The organism is Streptomyces sp. VTCC 41912 (assembly GCF_045799175.1).
Lineage (GTDB): Bacteria > Actinomycetota > Actinomycetes > Streptomycetales > Streptomycetaceae > Streptomyces > Streptomyces albulus_C.
Genome location: NZ_JBJMAB010000017.1, coordinates 49,038 through 67,556, shown reverse-complemented (window position 1 = coordinate 67,556; position 18,519 = coordinate 49,038). Strand labels below are relative to the sequence as shown.

Sequence of the window (18,519 nt, the reverse complement as noted above, 5' to 3'; positions counted from 1 at the left end):
ACGGGGCACCGGACGTGACGGTGACGGGCGGCGCGCCCACGCCTTGTGAGACAGCCCACAGCGCTTCGCTCGCATGGGCGACGATCGGCCGTGGCAGACTGGAGCTGTACTGACATAAGCAGCAGCGCACTCCGGGGTCGGTGTAATTCCGAACCGGCGGTTATAGTCCGCGACCCGTCCGCAGCCAGCGGCCGGTTGAGCAGGTGAAATTCCTGCACCGACGGTGAAAGTCCGGATGGGAGGCAGTGCGCGGCGGGCCAGCTTGAGGTACACCGCCGTCGGTGGCGCGTCCGGACGTCTCGTCCGGTCGGGTCGTTCCGTGCCGACCCGGTGTCCTTCGGCTTCAGCGTCCGCTCCTGTCGTCCAGACAGCCCCGGAGTCCGTGCCCGATGAGGCAGGAGGACCCGGTGGCCACCTCAGCCCCCGTGGAGACCGCGGCGATGCGCCGGGCCATCGAGCTCGCCGCCCGCGGCCTCGGTCACACCAGCCCGAACCCGGTCGTCGGATGTGTCGTCCTGGATTCCGCGGGCCGCACCGCGGGCGAGGGCTGGCACCAACGGGCCGGCGGACCGCACGCCGAGGTTCACGCCCTACAGGCCGCCGGCGAGCGCGCCCGGGGTGGCACCGCGGTGGTCACCCTGGAGCCCTGCAACCACACCGGTCGCACCGGCCCCTGTGCCCAGGCGCTGATCGACGCCGGCGTCGCTCGCGTCGTCTACGCCGTCTCCGACCCCAACCCCTCCGCCACCGGCGGCGCACTGACCCTGGCTGAGGCCGGGATCGACGTCGAGGGCGGACTGCTCGCCGACGAGGCCGCCGCCGGCAACGAAGCCTGGTTGACCTCGGTGCTGCGCGGCCGCCCGTTCGTCCTCTGGAAATACGCCGCCACGCTGGACGGCAGGATCGCCGCCGCCGACGGCACCAGCCGCTGGATCTCCTCGCCCGAGTCCCGCGCCGACGTGCACCGGCTGCGCGCCGCCGCGGACGCCGTGATCGTCGGCTCCGGCACCGCCCGCGCCGACGATCCGCAGCTCGGCGCGCGGGTCTCCGGGCTCGCGGACGACGCGGTCAGCCAGCCGCTGCGGGTGGTCGTCGACTCAAGTGCCAGCGCCGTCAAGGCCGGTGCCCGGGTCCTGGACGGCACCGCGCCGACCCTGATCGCGGTCGCCGAGGACGCGGACGCCGCCCACCTCGAAGGGCTCGCCCCGCTCGTCCGACTGCCGCGCGCACCGCAGGGGCGCGGCCTGTCCATCCCCGCCCTGCTCCAGGCCCTCCAGGCCCGCGACGTGCGGTCCGTACTGCTCGAAGGCGGGCCGACGCTGGCCGGCGCCTTCCTCGCCGCCGGGGCCGTCGACAAGGTCGTCGGCTACCTCGCGCCGGTGCTGCTCGGCGCCGGCCCGTCCGTCGTCGGCGACGTCGGAATCACCACCCTCACCCAGGCGTTGCGGCTCGACGTGACCGACACCGACCGGCTCGGCCCCGACCTGCGCATCACCGCCACCGTGTCCCACCCCGCCACTGCCGGGACGCGGCCCCGGCCCGTCACCGCCCGTGCAGCCAAGGGCTCCGCCTCCGCACTCCGTCCCGAGGAGAACTGACGTGTTCACCGGAATCGTCGAAGAACTGGGTGAGGTCGTCGCCGTCGAGAACCTCGGCGACAGCTCCCTCTTCCGCCTGCGCGGCCCCGTCGTCACCGAGGGCGCCAAGCACGGCGACTCGATCGCCGTCAACGGCGTCTGCCTGACCGTCGTGGACACCGCGGACGGCGAGTTCACCGCCGACGTGATGGCCGAGACCCTGCAGCGCTCCAGCCTCGGCGCGCTGACCATCGGCTCCCGGGTCAACCTGGAACGTCCGATGGCCCTCGGCGGACGGCTCGGCGGCCACCTCGTCCAGGGCCACGTCGACGGCACCGGCACCATCGTCGAGCGCACCCCCGGCGAACGCTGGGAGCTGGTGAAGGTCGCGCTGCCCGCCCAACTCGCCCGCTACGTCGTCGAGAAGGGCTCCATCACGGTCGACGGCGTCAGCCTCACCGTCGTCGACGCCGCCGACGACCACTTCACCATCAGCCTCATCCCCACCACCCTCGCCCTGACCACGCTCGGCATCAAGGCGCCCGGCGATCCGGTCAACCTGGAGGTGGACGTGCTCGCCAAGTACGTCGAGCGGCTGCTCGGCCGGGGCGACGGGGACGCCGACGACCTCGCGGAGATCAAGGAGATGGACCGGTGAGCGTCCTCGACTGGCTCAACGGCCCGGCCTTCACGGCCTTCGGCCAGCGGGTCATCTGGTCCGACATGATCGGCAACACCGTCGGCCTGGCCGCCCTCGCGCTCGGCTGGCGACGCTCGATCTGGACGTGGCCCACCCAGTTCCTCTCCGGCGTCATCCTCGTCGCGGCCTACGCCTCCGCCCACCTCAGCGGCGGCGTCGGCAAGCAACTGCTGGTCATCGGCGTGGCGCTGTGGGGCTGGCGGCAGTGGCAGCGCGGCCGGCGACAGGCCCAGGACGGCTCGATCGCCGTCCGGTTCGCCACCTGGCGCGAGCGCGGGCTGCTGATCGGCGGCACCGCCCTCGGCACGCTCGCCGTCGGCGGCCTGTTCGCCCTGGTCCCGCAGCTGTCCTGGAACCCCTGGCCGGACGCCTACATCTTCGTCGGCACGCTCGCCGCGATGGTCGCCCAGGCCCGCGGGCTGGTCGAGTTCTGGTTCGCCTGGCTGCTGGTCGACGTGGTCGGCGTCCCGCTGGCCTTCAGCAGCGGCCTGGCCTTCTCCGGGCTCGTCTACGTCGTCTACCTCGCGCTCGTCGCCTGGGGCATGCGCGACTGGTGGCTCCGCTCGCGGACCGCCGCCGCCGAACGCCCCGCACTGGAAGGAGCCGCAGCATGACCGCACTGCAGAGCTGGTACGGCGAGACCGGGGCCGGCGCGCTCACGCTCGACCCGATCGAGCGGGCGATCGCCGACATCGCCGCCGGCCGGCCGGTCGTCGTGGTCGACGACGAGAGCCGGGAGAACGAGGGCGACCTGATCATCGCGGCCGAGAAGGCCACCCCGGAGATCGTCGCGTTCATGATGAGTGAGTGCCGCGGTCTGATCTGCGCCCCCATGGAGGGCCCCGACCTGGACCGCCTCGACCTCCCGCAGATGGTCGACCGGAACACCGAGTCGATGGGCACCGCCTTCACCGTCTCGGTCGACGCCACCGCCGCGCACGGCGTCAGCACCGGCATCTCCGCCGCCGACCGCGCCACCACCCTCAGGCTGCTGGCCGCCGGCGGCTCGACCGCCGGCGACTTCGTCCGGCCCGGCCACGTCTTCCCGCTGCGCGCCAAGCCCGGCGGCGTGCTGGTCCGCAACGGCCACACCGAGGCCGGGGTGGACCTCGCCCGCCTGGCCGGACTGCGCCCGGCCGCCGCCATCGTCGAGATCGCCGGCGAGGACGGCACCATGCTGCGGCTGCCCGAGCTGGTCCCGTTCGCCCGCAAGCACGGGTTGGCGATCATCTCCATCGAGGACCTGATCGCCTACCGCCGGTCCGCCGAACCCACCGTCCGTCGCGAGGCCACCACCCGGCTGCCCACCGCGCACGGCGAGTTCACCGCCCACGGCTACCGCTCCACGGCCGACGGCGTCGAGCACGTCGCCCTGGTCGCCGGCGACCTCGGCGACGGCGAGGACGTCCTGGTCCGCATCCACTCCGAATGCTTGACCGGCGACGTCTTCCAGTCGCAGCGCTGCGACTGCGGCCCCCAATTGGCGGAGTCGCTGCGCCGGATCGACGAGGCCGGCCGCGGCGTGGTGGTCTACCTCCGCGGCCACGAGGGACGCGGCATCGGACTGCTGTCCAAGCTGCGCGCCTACGAGCTCCAGGAGCGCGGCCGGGACACCCTCGACGCCAACCTCGAACTGGGGCTGCCGGCCGACTCCCGGGACTACGGCGCCGGCGCCCAGATGCTCCGCGACCTCGGCGTGCGCTCGCTGCGCCTGATGACCAACAACCCCGAGAAGACCGCCGCCCTGGTGCGCCACGGCCTCACCGTCACCGGCCGCGAGCCGATGCCCGTCCAGGCCGGCGAGCACAACCTGCGGTACCTGCGCACCAAGCGCGACCGGATGGGCCACGACCTGCCCTGGCTGGACGGCGCACCGAGCACCTGCGCCAACCAGTGACCACCCCACCACCACGTCAACCGAACACCGACGCATCACCCGTACGAGGAGAAGCATGAGCGGCAAGGGCGCACCCGAACTGACCGTGAAGAACTGTGGCGACCTGCGGGTGGCCGTGATCGCCGCACAGTGGCACCAGCAGGTCATGGACGGCCTGGTGGACGGCGCGCTGCGGGCCCTGGGCGACCTGGGCATCGACGAGCCGACGCTGCTGCGGGTGCCCGGCACCTTCGAGCTGCCGGTCGTCGCCAAGGCCCTCGCCGGCCGCGGCTACGACGCGGTGGTCGCGCTCGGCGTGGTGATCCGCGGCGGCACCCCGCACTTCGACTACGTCTGCCAGGGCGTCACCCAGGGCCTGACCCAGGTCGCGGTGGACACCGGCGTTCCGGTCGGCTTCGGCGTGTTGACCTGCGACACCGAGGAGCAGGCGCTGGACCGTGCCGGACTGCCCGGATCCGTCGAGGACAAGGGGCACGAGGCGGTCACCGCCGCCGTCGCCACCGCCGCGACGCTCCGCACCGTCGCGGAGCCCTGGCGCTGAGCCGCCCTGCTCAGCCACCGGGCGCAGGCGCCCCGGCCCACCGGCCTTCGCACGAGGCGCTGCGCGTCGCAGCGACGTCACCGCGTAGGGTAGGCGCCATCATGTCCAAGAAGACGTTCGAGGAGCTCTTCGCCGAGCTCCAGCAGAAGGCCGCCACGGGCGACCCCGCCACCTCCCGCACCGCCGAACTCGTGCAGGCCGGTGTCCATACGATCGGCAAGAAGATCGTCGAAGAGGCCGCGGAGGTGTGGATGGCCGCGGAGCACGAGTCCCACGACGCCGCCGCCGAGGAGATCTCGCAGCTCCTCTACCACCTCCAGGTGATGATGGTCGCCAAGGGAATCTCCCTCGACGACGTCTACGCCCACCTCTGATCCAGCCACCCCCACGCACGTCCCCAACTCCCTCAGCTGCAAAGGAAATCGCTGTCATGCTGCGCATCGCTGTCCCCAACAAGGGTTCACTGTCCGAGCCTGCGTCGGCGATGCTCCATGAGGCCGGCTACCGCCAGCGCAAGGACCGCCGCGAACTGGTCCTGGTCGACGCGGAGAACGACGTCGAGTTCTTCTTCCTGCGCCCCCGCGACATCGCGGTCTACGTGGGCTCCGGCAAGCTCGACATCGGCATCACCGGCCGCGACCTGCTGCTGGACTCCGGCTCGCCGGCCGAGGAGATCCTCCAGCTCGGCTTCGCCGGCTCCACGTTCCGCTACGCCACCCGTCCCGGGACCGCCAAGGACGTCAGCGAGTTCGGCGGGATGACCATCGCCACCTCCTTCTCCGGCCTGGTCACCAAGCACCTCGCCGACAACGGGGTGGACGCCTCCGTCGTCCACCTCGACGGCGCGGTCGAGACCGCCATCCAGCTCGGCGTCGCCCAGATCATCGCCGACGTCGTGGAGACCGGCACCACCCTGCGCAACGCCGGCCTGGAGATCATCGGCGAGCCGATCCTGAAGTCCGAGGCCGTGGTCATCCGCGGCACCGGCGCCCCGGACGACGACCCGAAGGTCCGCCAGTTCCTCCGCCGCATGCAGGGCGTCCTGGTGGCCCGCCGGTACGTGATGATGGACTACGACATCCGCGTCGACCAGGTCGAGAAGGCCGTGGCGCTCACCCCGGGCCTGGAGTCCCCGACCGTCTCCCCGCTGCACCACGAAGGCTGGGTCGCGGTCCGCTCCATGGTTCCGGCCAAGGACGCCCAGCGCATCATGGACGAGCTGTACGACCTCGGCGCCCGGGCGATCCTGACCACCGGCATCCACGCCTGCCGGCTCTGACGCACCGCCGCCAGCGCCTCCAACCCTCCTGACGGAAGACGACACGTGTCCGCGCCCGCGTCCCCCGCTGCCGCCCTGCCCGCCCTCCCGGTGACCTTCCGGCCGTCCCGCACCCGGGCCGTCCTGTACACCGTCGGGATCGCCCAGCTCGCCGCCCTCACCGCGATCGCGGTGCTGCTGCCGGAGCTGAGCGGCGGCGAGCGGATCAGCTTCGTCGGCACCGGGGTGCTCGTGGGCGCCGTCCTCCTGCTGCTCAGCCGCCCCCGGGTGGTCGCGCGGCAGGAGGGCGTCACGGTCGTCAACCTCACCACCCGACGCGACCTGGCGTGGGCCCAGGTCCTGCGCGTCAACCTCCGTGCCGGCGACCCCTGGGTCCATCTGGACCTCGCCGACGGCACCAGTCTGCCCGCGATGGGCATCCAGCCCGGCATCGCCCGGGAGCAGGCCCTCCGCGACGCCCGTGCGCTGCGCGACCTCGTCGAGCGGCACGGTGCCGTCGACCACACGGCCCGCTGACCCTGCCGCAAGGCGGGCCCCGCTGTTTACTCTGTTCTCCGGGGTGCACCCGCACCCCTGCCCCTGAGTGGGCCCCAACGACCCGAGGAGTGACTCCCTCCGGCAATGGACGGATCGTCCTGTAGTACCTGCGCCGCCCCTCCCGAACCTCCGCATACGACGGAGGCGGCGGCATGACCGGCCCCCTGCTGCTCCTCCTTGCGGCACTCGCACTGATCTTGGCCAACGGCTTCTTCGTGGCCGCCGAGTTCGGCCTCGTCACCGTCGAGAAGGCGGACGCCGAACGGGCCGCCGCCGACGGCGACCGCCGGGCCGGCACCGTGGTCTCCGCACTGCGCGAACTCTCCTTCCAGCTCTCCGGCACCCAACTCGGCATCACCATCACCTCCTTGGTGGTCGGCATGCTCGCCGAGCCGGCGCTGGCCGAACTGCTGTCCGGCCCGCTGCTCGCACTCGGCCTGCCCAAGGGCGCCGTCCCGGGCATCGCGGTGGTCATCGGCATGTTGGTGGCCTCCGCCGTCCAGATGGTCATCGGCGAGCTGGTGCCCAAGAACTGGGCGGTCTCCAAGCCGCTCCAGGTCGCCCGTTTCGTCGCCGGCCCCCAGGACGCGTTCTCCCGCTTCTTCCGGCCGGTGATCACCATGCTGAACACCGTCGCCAACCGGCTGGTCCGCGCCCTGGGCGTGGAGCCGACCGACGAACTGGCCTCCGCCCGCACCCCCGGCGAGCTGGTCTCGCTGGCCCGGCACTCCGCCCGGGCCGGTGCGATCGAGCAGGACACCGCGGACCTCTTCGTCCGCACCCTCTCGCTCGGCGACCTCACCGCGGAGAACGTGATGACGCCCCGCGTCCGGGTCAGCGCCCTCCAGGCCAACGCCACCGCCGAGGACGTCGTCAACCTCACCCGGGCCACCGGCCTCTCCCGCTTCCCCGTCTACCGCACCCGGCTCGACGAGATCGTCGGCATGGTGCACCTCAAGGACGCCCTGGCGGTCCCCGCCGAGGAGCGGCTGCGCATCCCGGCGGCCCGGATCGCGGTGCCGCCGCTGCTGGTGCCCGAGACGCTGCCGGTGCAGCCGCTGCTGGAGCGACTGCGCAGCGAGCAGCCGATCGCCGTCGTCGTCGACGAGTACGGCGGCACCGCCGGCGTGGTCACCCTGGAGGACATCATCGAGGAACTCGTCGGCGAGGTCCGCGACGAGCACGACCGGGTGGACCTGCCCGAACTGGGTCAGGCACCGCCCGAGGACGGCCGCCCCGCCTGGGACGCCGACGGCGGCTGCCGGGTCGACACCCTGCGCCGCATCGGCCTGGACGCCCCCGACGGCCCGTACGAGACGGTCGCCGGACTGGTCGCCCACATACTCGGCCGGATCCCGGCCCCCGGCGACACCGCGGAGCTCGACGGGTGGCGCCTGCGGGTGCGGCTGGTCGCGCACCACCGCGCCGAGCGGATACGGCTGGTCCGGCTGGCGACCCCGGTCGTTCCCGAGGCCGCCCGCGAGCGGGTCGCGGCCGGTGCGGAGGTGGCCCGATGACCGTGGCCCAGCTCCTCTTCGCGCTGCTGCTCGTGCTGGTCAACGGCTTCTTCGTCGGCGCCGAGTTCGCCCTGGTATCGGTCCGCCGCAGCCAGGTCGAACCGCTCGCCGCCATGGGCTCCAAACGGGCCCGCCGGGTGCTGCACGGCCTGGAGAACCTGCCGCAGATGATGGCCGCCGCCCAGTTCGGCATCACCGTCTGCTCCCTGACCCTCGGCGCGGTCGCCGAACCGACCGTCGCCAGCCTGCTGGAACCGGTCTTCGAGGCCGTCCACCTGCCCGCGGCCCTGGTCCACCCGCTGGGCTACGCCCTCGCCCTCGCGCTGGTGGTCTTCCTCCACCTGGTGATCGGCGAGATGGTCCCCAAGAACCTGGCGATGGCCGCGCCGGAGAAGACCGCCCTGTGGTTCAGCCCCGGACTGGTCGCCTTCGCCCGACTGTGCCGCCCGGTCACCGCGCTGCTCGGCGCACTGGCCCGGGGCGTGCTGCGGCTCTTCCGCGTCGAGCCCAAGGACGAGGTCGAGGCGGTCTTCACCAGTGAGCAGCTCACCCACCTCGTCGAGGACTCCGGGCAGGCGGGCCTGCTCGACCCGGTCGAGCAGGAACGGCTCTCCGACGCCCTGGAGCTCGGCAGCCGCCCGGTCACCGACGTGCTCCTCGACCCCGCCGGGCTGATCACCGTCGAGCCGACGGTGACGCCCCGCCAGGTGGAGGAGCTGACCGTACGGACCGGCTACTCCCGCTTCCCGGTCTGCGCGCCCGGCGGCGCCTACATGGGGTACCTGCACGTCAAGGACGTCCTGGACCTGGAGGACCGGAAGCGGGCGGTGCCGCAGCGGATCTGGCACCCGATGACCACGCTGCGCGCCGAACTGCCGCTGGACGACGCCCTGACCGCGATGCGCCGGGCCGCCTCGCACCTCGCCGCGGTGTCCGACGCCAGTGGTCGGGTACTCGGCCTGGTCGCCCTGGAGGACGTCCTGGAGATGCTGGTCGGTGAGGTCCGCGATCCGGCGCACCGCACGGAGTCGACGGCCGGCCCGGCGCCCCGCGCCGGCACCGGGCGGGTCGGCGCACCGCAGGACCGGGCGCCACTGGCGACCGAGGACCCCGCGCTGGCCGGCTGACGCCGGACGGAGACGCGGACGTGGGGGCGCGCCGGACAACCGGCGCGCCCCCACGCGCGTCCGGCCGTCGGTGCCCTAGAAGTCCATCCCCTTGGGCGGTGCCTGCGGATCGGGCCCGCGCCCCGAGAGCACCTCGCCGTAGGCCTGCATCAGGTCCGCCAGGCGGAGGGTGGCGAGGTCGTCCCGGGTCGGCGTGCCCTGCCAGGTCGACAGCCGCAGATCGCGGTAGGCGCAGCTCTTCTCGTACAGGGTCCGCAGGAACCGGCCGTTGCCCAGCTCGTCGATCCAGCCCTGCTCGACGACGTGGCCGTTGATGCTGCGCAGTTCGTCGCGGGCCTCCTCGTCCCAGCGGTCGCCGTTCTCCGCCGCCAGCACTTCGCCGATCTTGGTGAGTTCCAGCGGGCGGTAGCTGGGGAAGTCGACGCGGCTGGTGAACCGTGAGGACAGCCCGGGGTTGGCGGCCAGCAGCCGGTCCATGCCCTCGGGGTAGCCGGCCAGGATGACCACCAGCCGGTCGCGGTTGTCCTCGGCGCGCTTGAGCAGGACCTGCAGCGCCTCGTCGCCGTACGCGTCGCCCTTGCTGTAGCCGGAGTTGGACAGGCTGTACGCCTCGTCGACGAAGAGCACCCCGCCGAGCGCCGAGTCGATCAGTTCGTTCGCCTTGACCGCGGTCTGGCCGAGGAACTCTCCCACCAGATCCGCCCGTTGGGCCTCCACGAGATGGTCACCGCCCAGCAGTCCCAGCGCATAGAAGACCCGGCCGAGTATCCGGGCCACGGTGGTCTTGCCGGTCCCCGAGGGGCCGGAGAAGACGAAGTGCCGCTTCGGGGGCGCCACCGGCAGGCCCTGGCCGGCGCGCAGCCGCGCCATCCGCAACTGCGCGGAGAGCGCCCGCACGTGCCGCTTGACCGGCTCCATGCCGACCATCCGCTCCAGCTCCGCCAGCGCCTTCTCCAGCAGCACCGGGTCGGCCGGTCCGGTGGGCAGGAGCGGGCCGTCGCGACGGCCCGGCGGAACGGTCTTGCGTCGCGCCGCGCCGCCGTCCCCGACGGGCGGCCCGGTCGCCTCGGGCGGCGGCGCGGTCGGCTCGTCGGCCACCAGCAACTCCCGGCCGTCCACCGGGTCCAGCGGCGCCAACGGGTCGAGGTCGCCGCCGGCCTCCTGCACCGGGCCCTGGGCGGACACCGTCGCCATCCCGGCGCCCTCGTCCAGCCCGTCCGCCTCCGCGATGGCCGCCAGCCGGGCCGCGGTGTCCATGAACGTCGGATCGACCCGGTGCACCGCGCGGTAGAGGGGGAGCGCGGCGGCACTGCGCCCGGTGCCCTCGTAGGCGCGGGCGAGCCAGTACCGCAACTCCTTGCGCTGCGGCTGCTCGCTGCGGCAGCGCATCAGCGCCGCGGCCAGCAGCGGTTCGGCCTGGCCGTACATCTCCAGCCGGACCCGTGCCATCCCGCCGAACAGCCCCGCCTCGATGCCCAGCACCGGATCGCCGAGCAGCGGTTCGGTGTGCCGGACGAGCTGGTCCCAGTCCTTGACGAGATAGGCGCGGCAGGCGTGCAGGAACCGGACCTGGGGGTCGGTCTCCACCGGGGGGCAGCCGGCCAGCGCCTGGTCCAGCTCGGCGACGTGGCGGCCGTCGAGCCAGTGCGAGGCGTGCGCCAGCAGCAGGTCACGGCCGGTCTCCAGCACCGGCTGGACCCACCAGCCCAGCCAGTACCACGAGTTGAGGGAGCGCCGGTGCCGGGCGCGCTGCTCGCCGAAGCGGTCCCGGTGCTGGTGCATCCGCAGCAGCGCCATGGTGGTGTCCGCGCGCAGCGCGTGCAGTCCGAGCCAGGCGTCGGCCATCGACGGATCGAGTCGCACCGCGGACCGGAACTCCTCCTCGGCCTGGGGGTAGGCCCCCATGGTGTAGGCGTCGACCGCGCGCAACCAAGCGAGTTCGGCCGGGGCGGGCGAACCCTGAGCGCCGACTTCCATCCCGTCCCCCCACAAAACGTCCCCCCGTGGTGTACCACCGGACGTGTGCCGGGCCGTGGGTCCAGGGCCTGCTCGGTCCTGGCCGAACCGGCGTGCGGCGGGCGGGAGTTGCCCTGCCACGCACCCGGGTCCGGGTCCTGCGGTGGCACAGACTCGCATCGTACCTGCGCTGTCGGTGCAGGTCGTAGAGGGCCGCACGAGGTGGAAGCAGGGGCGGACGAGGGGGCGCACCGGCGCGAAGAGAACGGTGACCCAGGGTGAGGAAATTGCCGCCCGGCGAGCGCCGCGGCCGGTGTTCCACACAGGACGAAGCCCCCGATCACGGGGGAACAACCGGGGGCTTCGCGTCTGCAGGCGGTCCGTTGAACCGCACATTGAGAACGTAAGTCCTGTACGCCCCCTAGGTCAAGCCGAGTTGGCGCACTCGGCGGGTCCCGGTCAGTGCCCGTCGGCGTGTCAGCCATGGTCGGCTACGCAGGGTGAAATCCGGGCCCGCTCACGGCGCGTCGGCCGGTCCCACAAGCACCTCGTAACCCATCTGCCCCTGGCGTACCAGGAGATCGGCGTGCGATCGGGACGGATCCGCCGCAAAGTGCGCGCGCTCCGCCGGAATCCAGCCATCCCAGAACGTGGAGAGCCCCGGACCGTCGCGGAGTTGGCCGCGTTCCCATGCCTGTTCGCGCGTCAGTTCCATCCACAGCAGGCACGCGATGTACGGGCGCAGCGCGCGCCGCCCGGTGCCCACGCCCTCGACGAGCACCACCGGCTCCGGCGGCAACTCCCGCACCGCGTCGAACTCCCGCCGCACCCAGTCGTAGACCTCGTAGCGCGCCGGCTCGCCCCGCGACAGCGGCGCCAGCACCTGCTCCCGGAACCGGCCGCTCCAGGCGAACAGCTCCTCGTGGGTCGCGAGGTCGTCGGTGTGCACCACCGGGGCACCGCCCAGCGCCGCCGCCAACCGCCCGGCGAAGGTGCTCTTGCCGGATCCCGCGTGCCCGTCCACGGCGATCAGCCGCACCGGGCCGCACGACGGCGGCAGGGTGCGCAGCCGGGCGGCCAGCGAGGTCAGTACCGGGTCCGGGGTCGGGGTCATCCCACCAGCGTACGCCAGTGGTCCACACCAATATTCGTGGCGCGACGCGCGTCGGACCGCCTTCCTAAGCCCGTCCGCAACGGCAATAGTTGAGCCCATCCGCACCACCCCGCACCGCGATCCGTCCGCACCGACTGGGGGACCCCACATGACCAGCTCCGCGCCCCGGCGCACCGTCCTGGCCGCCGTGCTCGCCGCAGCCGCGGGCGCCGCCGCCCCGTCCCTGGCCGCGGCCGCCGGCGCACCCGCCCGCCGCCCCGTCCCGTCGGTTCCCGCCCCCACCGCCCGAACGAAGAGCCCCGTGGACTACCACGCCTGGACCACCGCCGCCGACTGGCGCCAGGGCACCGCCCACGGCACCCGCGTCGTGGCCGCCGCCCGCCCCGGCATCGCCCTCGCCCGCCCCGCCGGCACCACCGTCTACCGCGACCCGCACACCAACAAGACCGCCACCTGGGAGTACGCCACCTGGACCAGCCCGGCGCACCGCCTGCCGGTCCCCGCCACCGAGGCCGTCGCCTCCTGGAACGCGCACACCCCCGCCGGCACCTGGATCGCCGTCGAGCTGGGCGGCACCTACTCCGACGGCGGCCGCACCCCCTGGTACGTCATGGGCCGCTGGACCGCCGGCGACGGCGAGAACGACATCCGGCGCACCTCCGTCGACGGCCAGAAGGACGGCCGGAGCGCCGTCTCCACCGACACCTTCGCCGTCGACGACCCGTCGAGCGGTCTCCGGCTGGCCGCCTACCAACTCCGCGTCACCCTGTACCGCCGACCCGGCAGCACCGACACCCCCACCGTCTGGCGCCTCGGTGCGATGGCCTCCGACCTCCCCGACCGCTTCGAGGTGCCGGCCTCCGCCCCCGGCCTCGTCGGCCGCGAACTCCGGGTCCCGCGCTACTCGCAGGAGATCCACAAGGGCCAGTACCCGCAGTACGACAACGGGGGAGAGGCGTGGTGCAGCCCCACCTCCTCCGAGATGATCATCGAGCACTGGGGCCGCCGCCCCACCCCGCAGCAGCTCTCCTGGGTCGACCCCTCCTACGCCGACCCCCAGGTCTGCCACGCCGCCCGCTACACCTTCGACTACCAGTACGAAGGCTGCGGCAACTGGCCCTTCAACGCGGCCTACGCGGCCACCTACCGCGACCTCCAGGCCGTCGTCACCCGCCTCTCCTCCCTCACCGACGTCGAACGCCTCGTCCACGCCGGCCTCCCCGTCATCACCTCCCAGTCCTTCCTCAAGACCGAACTCGACGGCGCCGGCTACGGCACCGCCGGACACCTGATGACCGTCATCGGCTTCACCCCCACCGGCGACGTCATCGCCAACGACCCGGCCTCCCCCGACGACCCCGCCGTCCGCCGCGTCTACCAGCGCCGCCAATTCGAGAACATCTGGTTGAGGACGAAGCGCCACGACGAAAAAGGCCAGGTCAAGAGCGGTTCCGGGGGTGTCTGTTACCTCTACTTCCCCGTCAACTCGACACCGACCCAGCGCCGCGTCCTGCGCGAGCTCGGGATTCGGTAACGGCTCATGCCGCCAAGCCGACCGCCAGCCCCTCCGGGAGGTAGCCCTGGAAGGCCGTCGTCACGACCTGGCGGCAGCGCTCGCGGTCGTCCTGGGCGAGATGGCCGTACCGGGCGACCGTGATCCTGATGGACCGGTGTCCGAGCCGACGGGACACCTCATGAATGGCAGCCCCCCCGCGTCAGGGTCACGGTCGCCCATTTACGGCGGAGGTCGAGCGGCGTGTCATCGCGGAGCCCCAGCCGCTCGATGGCACGGTCCCGTGAATTGCGGACGAGCCCGGGACGGGTCATGCCGCCTTGCTGACCGAGAACGGGGAAGCGGTCGGCATAGGCGGCGAAGAATTCGGGCGGCGGCACATCGCGCCATTCCCCTTCCTTCCGGCGCTTCGGGAGGGGGCGTAGCGTGCCGCGTCGACGCCGCCCCTTCCCCGATACCGGACCCTCTGGCGGCGCAGGCGCAGCGTGTTGTGCTGCGGGCTTCTCCGCACTCCTGAACGGGAGTTGTCGACGCTGCCCTTGTGGCGTACCCGGCGAGACCTTCCCGGCGGTCGGCGATGAAGGCTTTCTCGCGCTGGTCGTTCTCGATTTCGGTGGCGAGGTCCGCCGCGTCCTTCTTGCGGTCGAACGGCTTCTCACGTTGCCGGGCGCTGTGTCCGCCCGGCTGGCGGTGGTGGACAACCCAGCGCTTTTCGAGTTCATTAGCCCCCCTTTTCGGAACCGTTGCCAAGTCCGTAGCCATTCATCCGGGCATTCCGACGGGTCTTCCGCCGGGTTGCCGTGGTCGCTCGAAATTCCGGCCGTGCCAAATGTGCGCCGGGGTCGAGGATTTGGCTGCGTGGCAACTCAACTCGGGCTCGCGCCCTGAGGTTGCGTCCGCCTCACCACGCGGATGCCCGGCACCGAGCCCCACGCCACGGCCGAAGCCGAGCCGGCTCGCCGGCGCTCGTCTCGGCCGGGCCGCCTCCAACTCCGCCGCGCCCAGGCCGAGGCACTGCTCCCACTCGCTCCAGCCGGAGCCACCGCACCGGAACCAAGATCGGCCCGCTGTCGCTGCTGGTCGTTGCGATCCTCCTCACGGGTCCCGCCGGTGCTCGAAGGAGCCGGATGACGTGCAGTTCGCGAGGGGTCAGCCGGGGCGGTGCACCCGGCGGCGCACGAGAGTTTGACCAGGTGGCGGGCGGGAAAGGGCAGCAGGTCGTTCGCGGTGAACCGTCCGGCGATCGCGGCGTCGTCGTTCGGGCTCGCGGTGGATCCGCAGTGCGGACCGCGAGGTCCTGGAGCAACTCGACCTCGATCCGCGGGCGGTGTGGCGTGCGCCGGCCGATACCACGCCGGGCCGCGCCTGGCGCGGCATCGACGGTGCTGCCCTGGCTGACGCGTTGATCTCGTGGATCGCCCGCGTACGGGAGACGAGCGCGGGCACCGTCCTGGAGGGGTGGGTGTGGCCGAGGCGGTCGTGAGCGTCGACGCTCTGCACACCGGCGCAACCAGGCCGTCTACCGGCGCGCACACGGCGCGTTCTCAACGGAGTTGAGTGAGTTGGGTAGGCGTCCGTGGGGAGGGTTGCCATCTCCGTGGTTGTCAAGGTCATCTTCACTCTTCACCTTGCGATGCGTCAGGAAGGAAACCCCGCACGCACTGTCTTGCTCAGGGGGGCGTGTGGTTAGATTGCAACCGCGCGGCCACCTGGAGCCGTAGCGCGGGGGAATAGGAGCAGTCCCTTCAATGTGGAAGGGCGCATTCGTCTCCCATGCAGTTGCCTGAGTTTCGTTGCGGGCGCGTGTTGGAGGTGCCGGAAGTCGTCCAACCGGATGGTGTTCGCGATTCACCAAAATTCTTCGTGAATCTATCGGGGCACGGAGATCTGTTGTCCACGGCGCAGACCGTATGGTCGACGGACTCTCTTGGCGGATTCTTTGCGCAACAGGCAGATGCGACTCGGTGAGAAGCAATCCGGTCGGTTGATGGTCGCTACGGCGTAGTTCCGTAGTTTCTTCCCAGGTAAATAGCGTCCTGCTCGATGCCAACCGAGCGGCTTTGCAGCGCAGCGTGCCCTTTGGCGCGCCGCGGCAGCAATGCTATGTAGTGACTCACCCAGCATGAAAATGTGAGACGCAGCGTAGGAGTGGAATGTCTGATATTACTGGCGTGTTAGCGCGCGAAATCGTCGATAGCCGTGGAAACCCCACTGTCGAGGTCGACGTTCGCCTGGCCGACGGCTCCCTGGGCAGGGCCGCGGTGCCCTCCGGCGCCTCGACTGGCACCCGGGAAGCGGTCGAACTCCGCGACTCCGACCCCGCCCGTTTCCGGGGAAAGGGCGTCACGCGCGCGGTTGCCGCAGTGAACGGAGAAATCGCGCAGGCGGTGCGTGGGCTCCCGGCTGACGCGCAGTCCGCCGTCGACCGACTGATGGTCGAGCTCGACGGGACGGAGAACAAGGGACGCCTCGGCGCCAACGCGACGCTGGGCGTTTCACTCGCGATCGCCAAGGCCGCGGCAGCGTCGCACAAGATGCCTCTGTACCGTTATGTCGGCGGCACTTTCGCGCATGTTCTTCCCACCCCGATGATCAATATCATCAATGGCGGTGCCCACGCCGATAATGCGCTGGATTTCCAGGAATTCATGGTCGCGCCGGTGGGTGCGACCTCGATGGCCGAGGCGGTCCGTATCGGCTCAGAGGTCTTCCATACCCTGCGAGACCTCCTCCGGGCTTCGGGCCACAACACCAACGTCGGTGATGAGGGCGGATTCGCACCCGATCTGGCCACGGCGGACGAGGCGCTCGAATTCATCGTCAAATCCATCGAAAAGGCCGGTTTCCGGCCCGGTCACGACGTGGCGCTGCTGCTGGACCCGGCTTCCTCCGAGTTCTACCGCGACGGGGTCTACCACTACGCGGGCGAGAACCGCGTCCGGTCGGTGACCGAGCACGCCGACTACCTCGCCGACCTGACGTCCCGATTCCCGATCGTGTCGATCGAAGACGGCATGGCCCAGGACGACTTCGAGGGCTGGAAGTACCTCACCGACGCCATCGGCTCCACCTGCCAGTTGGTCGGCGACGACGTCTTCTGCACCAATGTCCGCTTGCTCCAGGACGGTATCGACCGGGACATCGCGAACTCGATCCTGGTCAAGGTGAACCAGATCGGCACCCTGACCGAAATGCTGGACACCGCGAACACGGCCTTCCGTGCCGGCTACTCCGTCGTGATGTCGCACCGCTCGGGCGAGACCGAGGACACGACCATCGCCGACCTCGCGGTCGCCCTCAACTGCGGTCAGATCAAGACCGGTTCGCTGTCGCGCGCCGACCGGACGGCCAAGTACAACCAACTGATCCGGATCGAGGAAGAGTTGGGATCCGAGTCGGTCTACGGCGGAGCGAAGTTCTTCAACGGCAGCATCAGCTGAGCCCGGTAGCCACGGCCGGGGTCGTCGTGCACGGAAAGAGATGCAGGGCATGAGCATTCTCGTACTCCACAAATCCAACGCCAGCCGTCGCGGTCACTTGGCGAAAGCCGCAGAGTACGCGAAGAAGAACGGGGACCGGCTTCTTCTCTTGGTGAAGGATTTAACCTGGGAGAAGGAGTTCGCCGACGTCGCGGTGTCGGTGGACACCTCGGACATCGAGGCCACGGTCGCTGCGGCGCGCGCGTTAGCGGCGTCCGAGCCGGAACCCATTCGGGCCGTCGCGGCGTTCGTCGGGCACAGTGTGCCTGCCGCCGCTGCGGTCGCTGCCGACCTGGGACTTCCCTTCGTCGGCGAACAGGTGGCGCGCAAGGTGCGCGACAAGTACGCCATGCGCGAGTCCTTCGCCTCGGGCAACGTGCCGCAGCCGGTCTACGGACTGGCCCGGACGCTCGACGAGGCCGTGACGCAGGCCGCCCGCATCGGCTTCCCTCTGGTACTCAAGCCGCTCATCGACAACGACACCGGCTACTTCCGGCGAGTGGACAGCGTCGCCGAACTCACCGAGCACTTTCCGGTGGTGCAGCGTGGCGCCTGGTCCGGAATCGCGCACAACCCGCTGTACGCGTGGATGGTGGAAACGTACAACTCGGCCATCTTGCTAGAGGAGTACTTACCGGGCGCGGAGGTCAGCGTCGAGTCGATCGTCGTCGATGGTCGGGCCCACGTGGTCGCCATCCATGACAAGCCCGCCCCCATGGAGGGCCCCTACTTCGTCGACGTGCACTACACGACGCCCAGCCGGCTGCCGGCGGAGGTGCAGGAGCGGATCATCGAGTCAACCGCCGCCTCGCACCGGGCCGTCGGCATCGAGACAGGCGCCGTTCACACGGAGTTCCGGATCCAGAGCGACGGCACGCCGAAGATCCTGGAGACGGCGGCGCGACTCGGCGGCGGGCCGGTCTACCAGTCGGTTCTGCTGAGCACCGGGGTCGACATGGTGGCGGCGGTACTCGATGTGGCGTCCGGCCGGACACCTGATCTCACTCCCAAACCTCAACCCACGCCTGCTGGTTTCTACCTGTTCTTCGCGGAGAAGGCCGGTCGGATCAGCGGGATCAGCGGGGTGGAGGAAGCCGGCCGCAATCCCCGTGTGCAGGAGCTCTCGCTCTACCGGAAGGTGGGGGACGCTGTCGATGTTCCGCCGCGCGTCTGGCAGTCGCACGGCCATGTGATCTTCACCGCCGACAGTGACGACGGACTCGTCGAGACCTTCGACGAGCTTGTGAAGTCCGTCAGGATCGAGATCGAATAATGTTCTCGA

16 protein-coding genes and 1 riboswitch are annotated in these 18,519 nt (G+C 71.2%); of the genes, 13 read left to right on the top strand and 3 right to left on the bottom strand.

The features are described from left to right. Positions 1-122 precede the first annotated feature (122 nt). A riboswitch (FMN riboswitch) is annotated at positions 123-253 on the top strand. A gap of 136 nt (positions 254-389) precedes the next feature. The 10 genes from ribD (at position 390) to ACJ6WD_RS23150 (ending at position 9,175) form a co-directional block, all read left to right on the top strand. Continuing rightward, positions 390-1,598 carry a bifunctional diaminohydroxyphosphoribosylaminopyrimidine deaminase/5-amino-6-(5-phosphoribosylamino)uracil reductase RibD gene (gene ribD, locus ACJ6WD_RS23195; RefSeq protein WP_044373757.1) on the top strand — a complete coding sequence of 403 codons (1,209 nt, stop codon included), beginning with the start codon at positions 390-392 and terminating at the stop codon, positions 1,596-1,598. Position 1,599: 1 nt separating this feature from the next. Further along, positions 1,600-2,235: a riboflavin synthase gene (locus ACJ6WD_RS23190; protein ID WP_016571909.1), complete on the top strand. Its 636-nt coding sequence runs from the start codon at positions 1,600-1,602 to the stop codon at positions 2,233-2,235. Beyond that, entirely contained in the window at positions 2,232-2,891 is a 660-nt protein-coding gene (locus tag ACJ6WD_RS23185) for a nicotinamide mononucleotide transporter family protein (protein WP_016571910.1), read from the top strand. Before ACJ6WD_RS23190 ends, ACJ6WD_RS23185 begins: the two co-directional genes overlap by 4 nt. Next, a complete protein-coding gene (locus ACJ6WD_RS23180) occupies positions 2,888-4,174 on the top strand; it encodes a bifunctional 3,4-dihydroxy-2-butanone-4-phosphate synthase/GTP cyclohydrolase II (protein WP_233659753.1) in 1,287 nt (428 codons plus the stop codon). The genes ACJ6WD_RS23185 and ACJ6WD_RS23180 overlap by 4 nt, the downstream gene beginning before the upstream one ends. 55 nt (positions 4,175-4,229) lie before the next feature. Next, on the top strand, positions 4,230-4,715 hold the full coding sequence (gene ribH, locus ACJ6WD_RS23175; protein ID WP_233659754.1) for a 6,7-dimethyl-8-ribityllumazine synthase: 486 nt from the start codon (positions 4,230-4,232) through the stop codon (positions 4,713-4,715). Positions 4,716-4,816: 101 nt separating this feature from the next. After that, the gene (locus ACJ6WD_RS23170) at positions 4,817-5,089 is read left to right on the top strand and encodes a phosphoribosyl-ATP diphosphatase (protein ID WP_016571913.1); all 273 of its coding nucleotides are present in this window, start codon (positions 4,817-4,819) and stop codon (positions 5,087-5,089) included. A 56-nt stretch (positions 5,090-5,145) separates the two neighbouring features. After that, positions 5,146-5,994 (top strand): ATP phosphoribosyltransferase, encoded by an 849-nt coding sequence (gene hisG / locus ACJ6WD_RS23165; RefSeq protein WP_016571914.1) that lies wholly within the window; start codon positions 5,146-5,148, stop codon positions 5,992-5,994. Between the two features lie 45 nt (positions 5,995-6,039). Further along, entirely contained in the window at positions 6,040-6,510 is a 471-nt protein-coding gene (locus ACJ6WD_RS23160) for a PH domain-containing protein (RefSeq protein ID WP_016571915.1), read from the top strand. Between the two features lie 173 nt (positions 6,511-6,683). Continuing rightward, complete coding sequence (locus ACJ6WD_RS23155; protein ID WP_275465565.1) at positions 6,684-8,048, top strand: hemolysin family protein; 1,365 nt, start codon at positions 6,684-6,686, stop codon at positions 8,046-8,048. After that, positions 8,045-9,175, top strand: a complete 1,131-nt coding sequence (locus tag ACJ6WD_RS23150) for a hemolysin family protein (RefSeq protein ID WP_233659756.1) — start codon at positions 8,045-8,047, stop codon at positions 9,173-9,175. The genes ACJ6WD_RS23155 and ACJ6WD_RS23150 overlap by 4 nt, the downstream gene beginning before the upstream one ends. Before the next feature lie 75 nt (positions 9,176-9,250). On the opposite strand, the gene ACJ6WD_RS23145 is transcribed toward ACJ6WD_RS23150, so the two are convergent. Beyond that, on the bottom strand, positions 9,251-11,152 hold the full coding sequence (locus ACJ6WD_RS23145) for an AAA family ATPase (protein ID WP_233659757.1): 1,902 nt from the start codon (positions 11,150-11,152) through the stop codon (positions 9,251-9,253). 496 nt (positions 11,153-11,648) lie between these two features. Then, positions 11,649-12,245, bottom strand: a complete 597-nt coding sequence (locus ACJ6WD_RS23140; protein WP_233659758.1) for a uridine kinase — start codon at positions 12,243-12,245, stop codon at positions 11,649-11,651. Positions 12,246-12,393: 148 nt separating this feature from the next. Here ACJ6WD_RS23140 and ACJ6WD_RS23135 point away from each other — a divergent pair, with 148 nt between their 5' ends. Beyond that, positions 12,394-13,779 (top strand): peptidase C39 family protein, encoded by a 1,386-nt coding sequence (locus tag ACJ6WD_RS23135; protein WP_407616427.1) that lies wholly within the window; start codon positions 12,394-12,396, stop codon positions 13,777-13,779. 4 nt (positions 13,780-13,783) lie between these two features. On the opposite strand, the gene ACJ6WD_RS23130 is transcribed toward ACJ6WD_RS23135, so the two are convergent. Continuing rightward, positions 13,784-13,936 (bottom strand): hypothetical protein, encoded by a 153-nt coding sequence (locus ACJ6WD_RS23130; protein WP_407616426.1) that lies wholly within the window; start codon positions 13,934-13,936, stop codon positions 13,784-13,786. A 1,975-nt stretch (positions 13,937-15,911) separates the two neighbouring features. Here ACJ6WD_RS23130 and eno point away from each other — a divergent pair. Together eno and ACJ6WD_RS23120 are read left to right on the top strand one after the other, a co-directional pair. Then, on the top strand, positions 15,912-17,198 hold the full coding sequence (eno, locus tag ACJ6WD_RS23125) for a phosphopyruvate hydratase (RefSeq protein ID WP_407616425.1): 1,287 nt from the start codon (positions 15,912-15,914) through the stop codon (positions 17,196-17,198). 49 nt (positions 17,199-17,247) lie between these two features. Beyond that, a complete protein-coding gene (locus ACJ6WD_RS23120) occupies positions 17,248-18,510 on the top strand; it encodes an ATP-grasp domain-containing protein (protein ID WP_407616424.1) in 1,263 nt (420 codons plus the stop codon). Positions 18,511-18,519 lie beyond the last annotated feature (9 nt).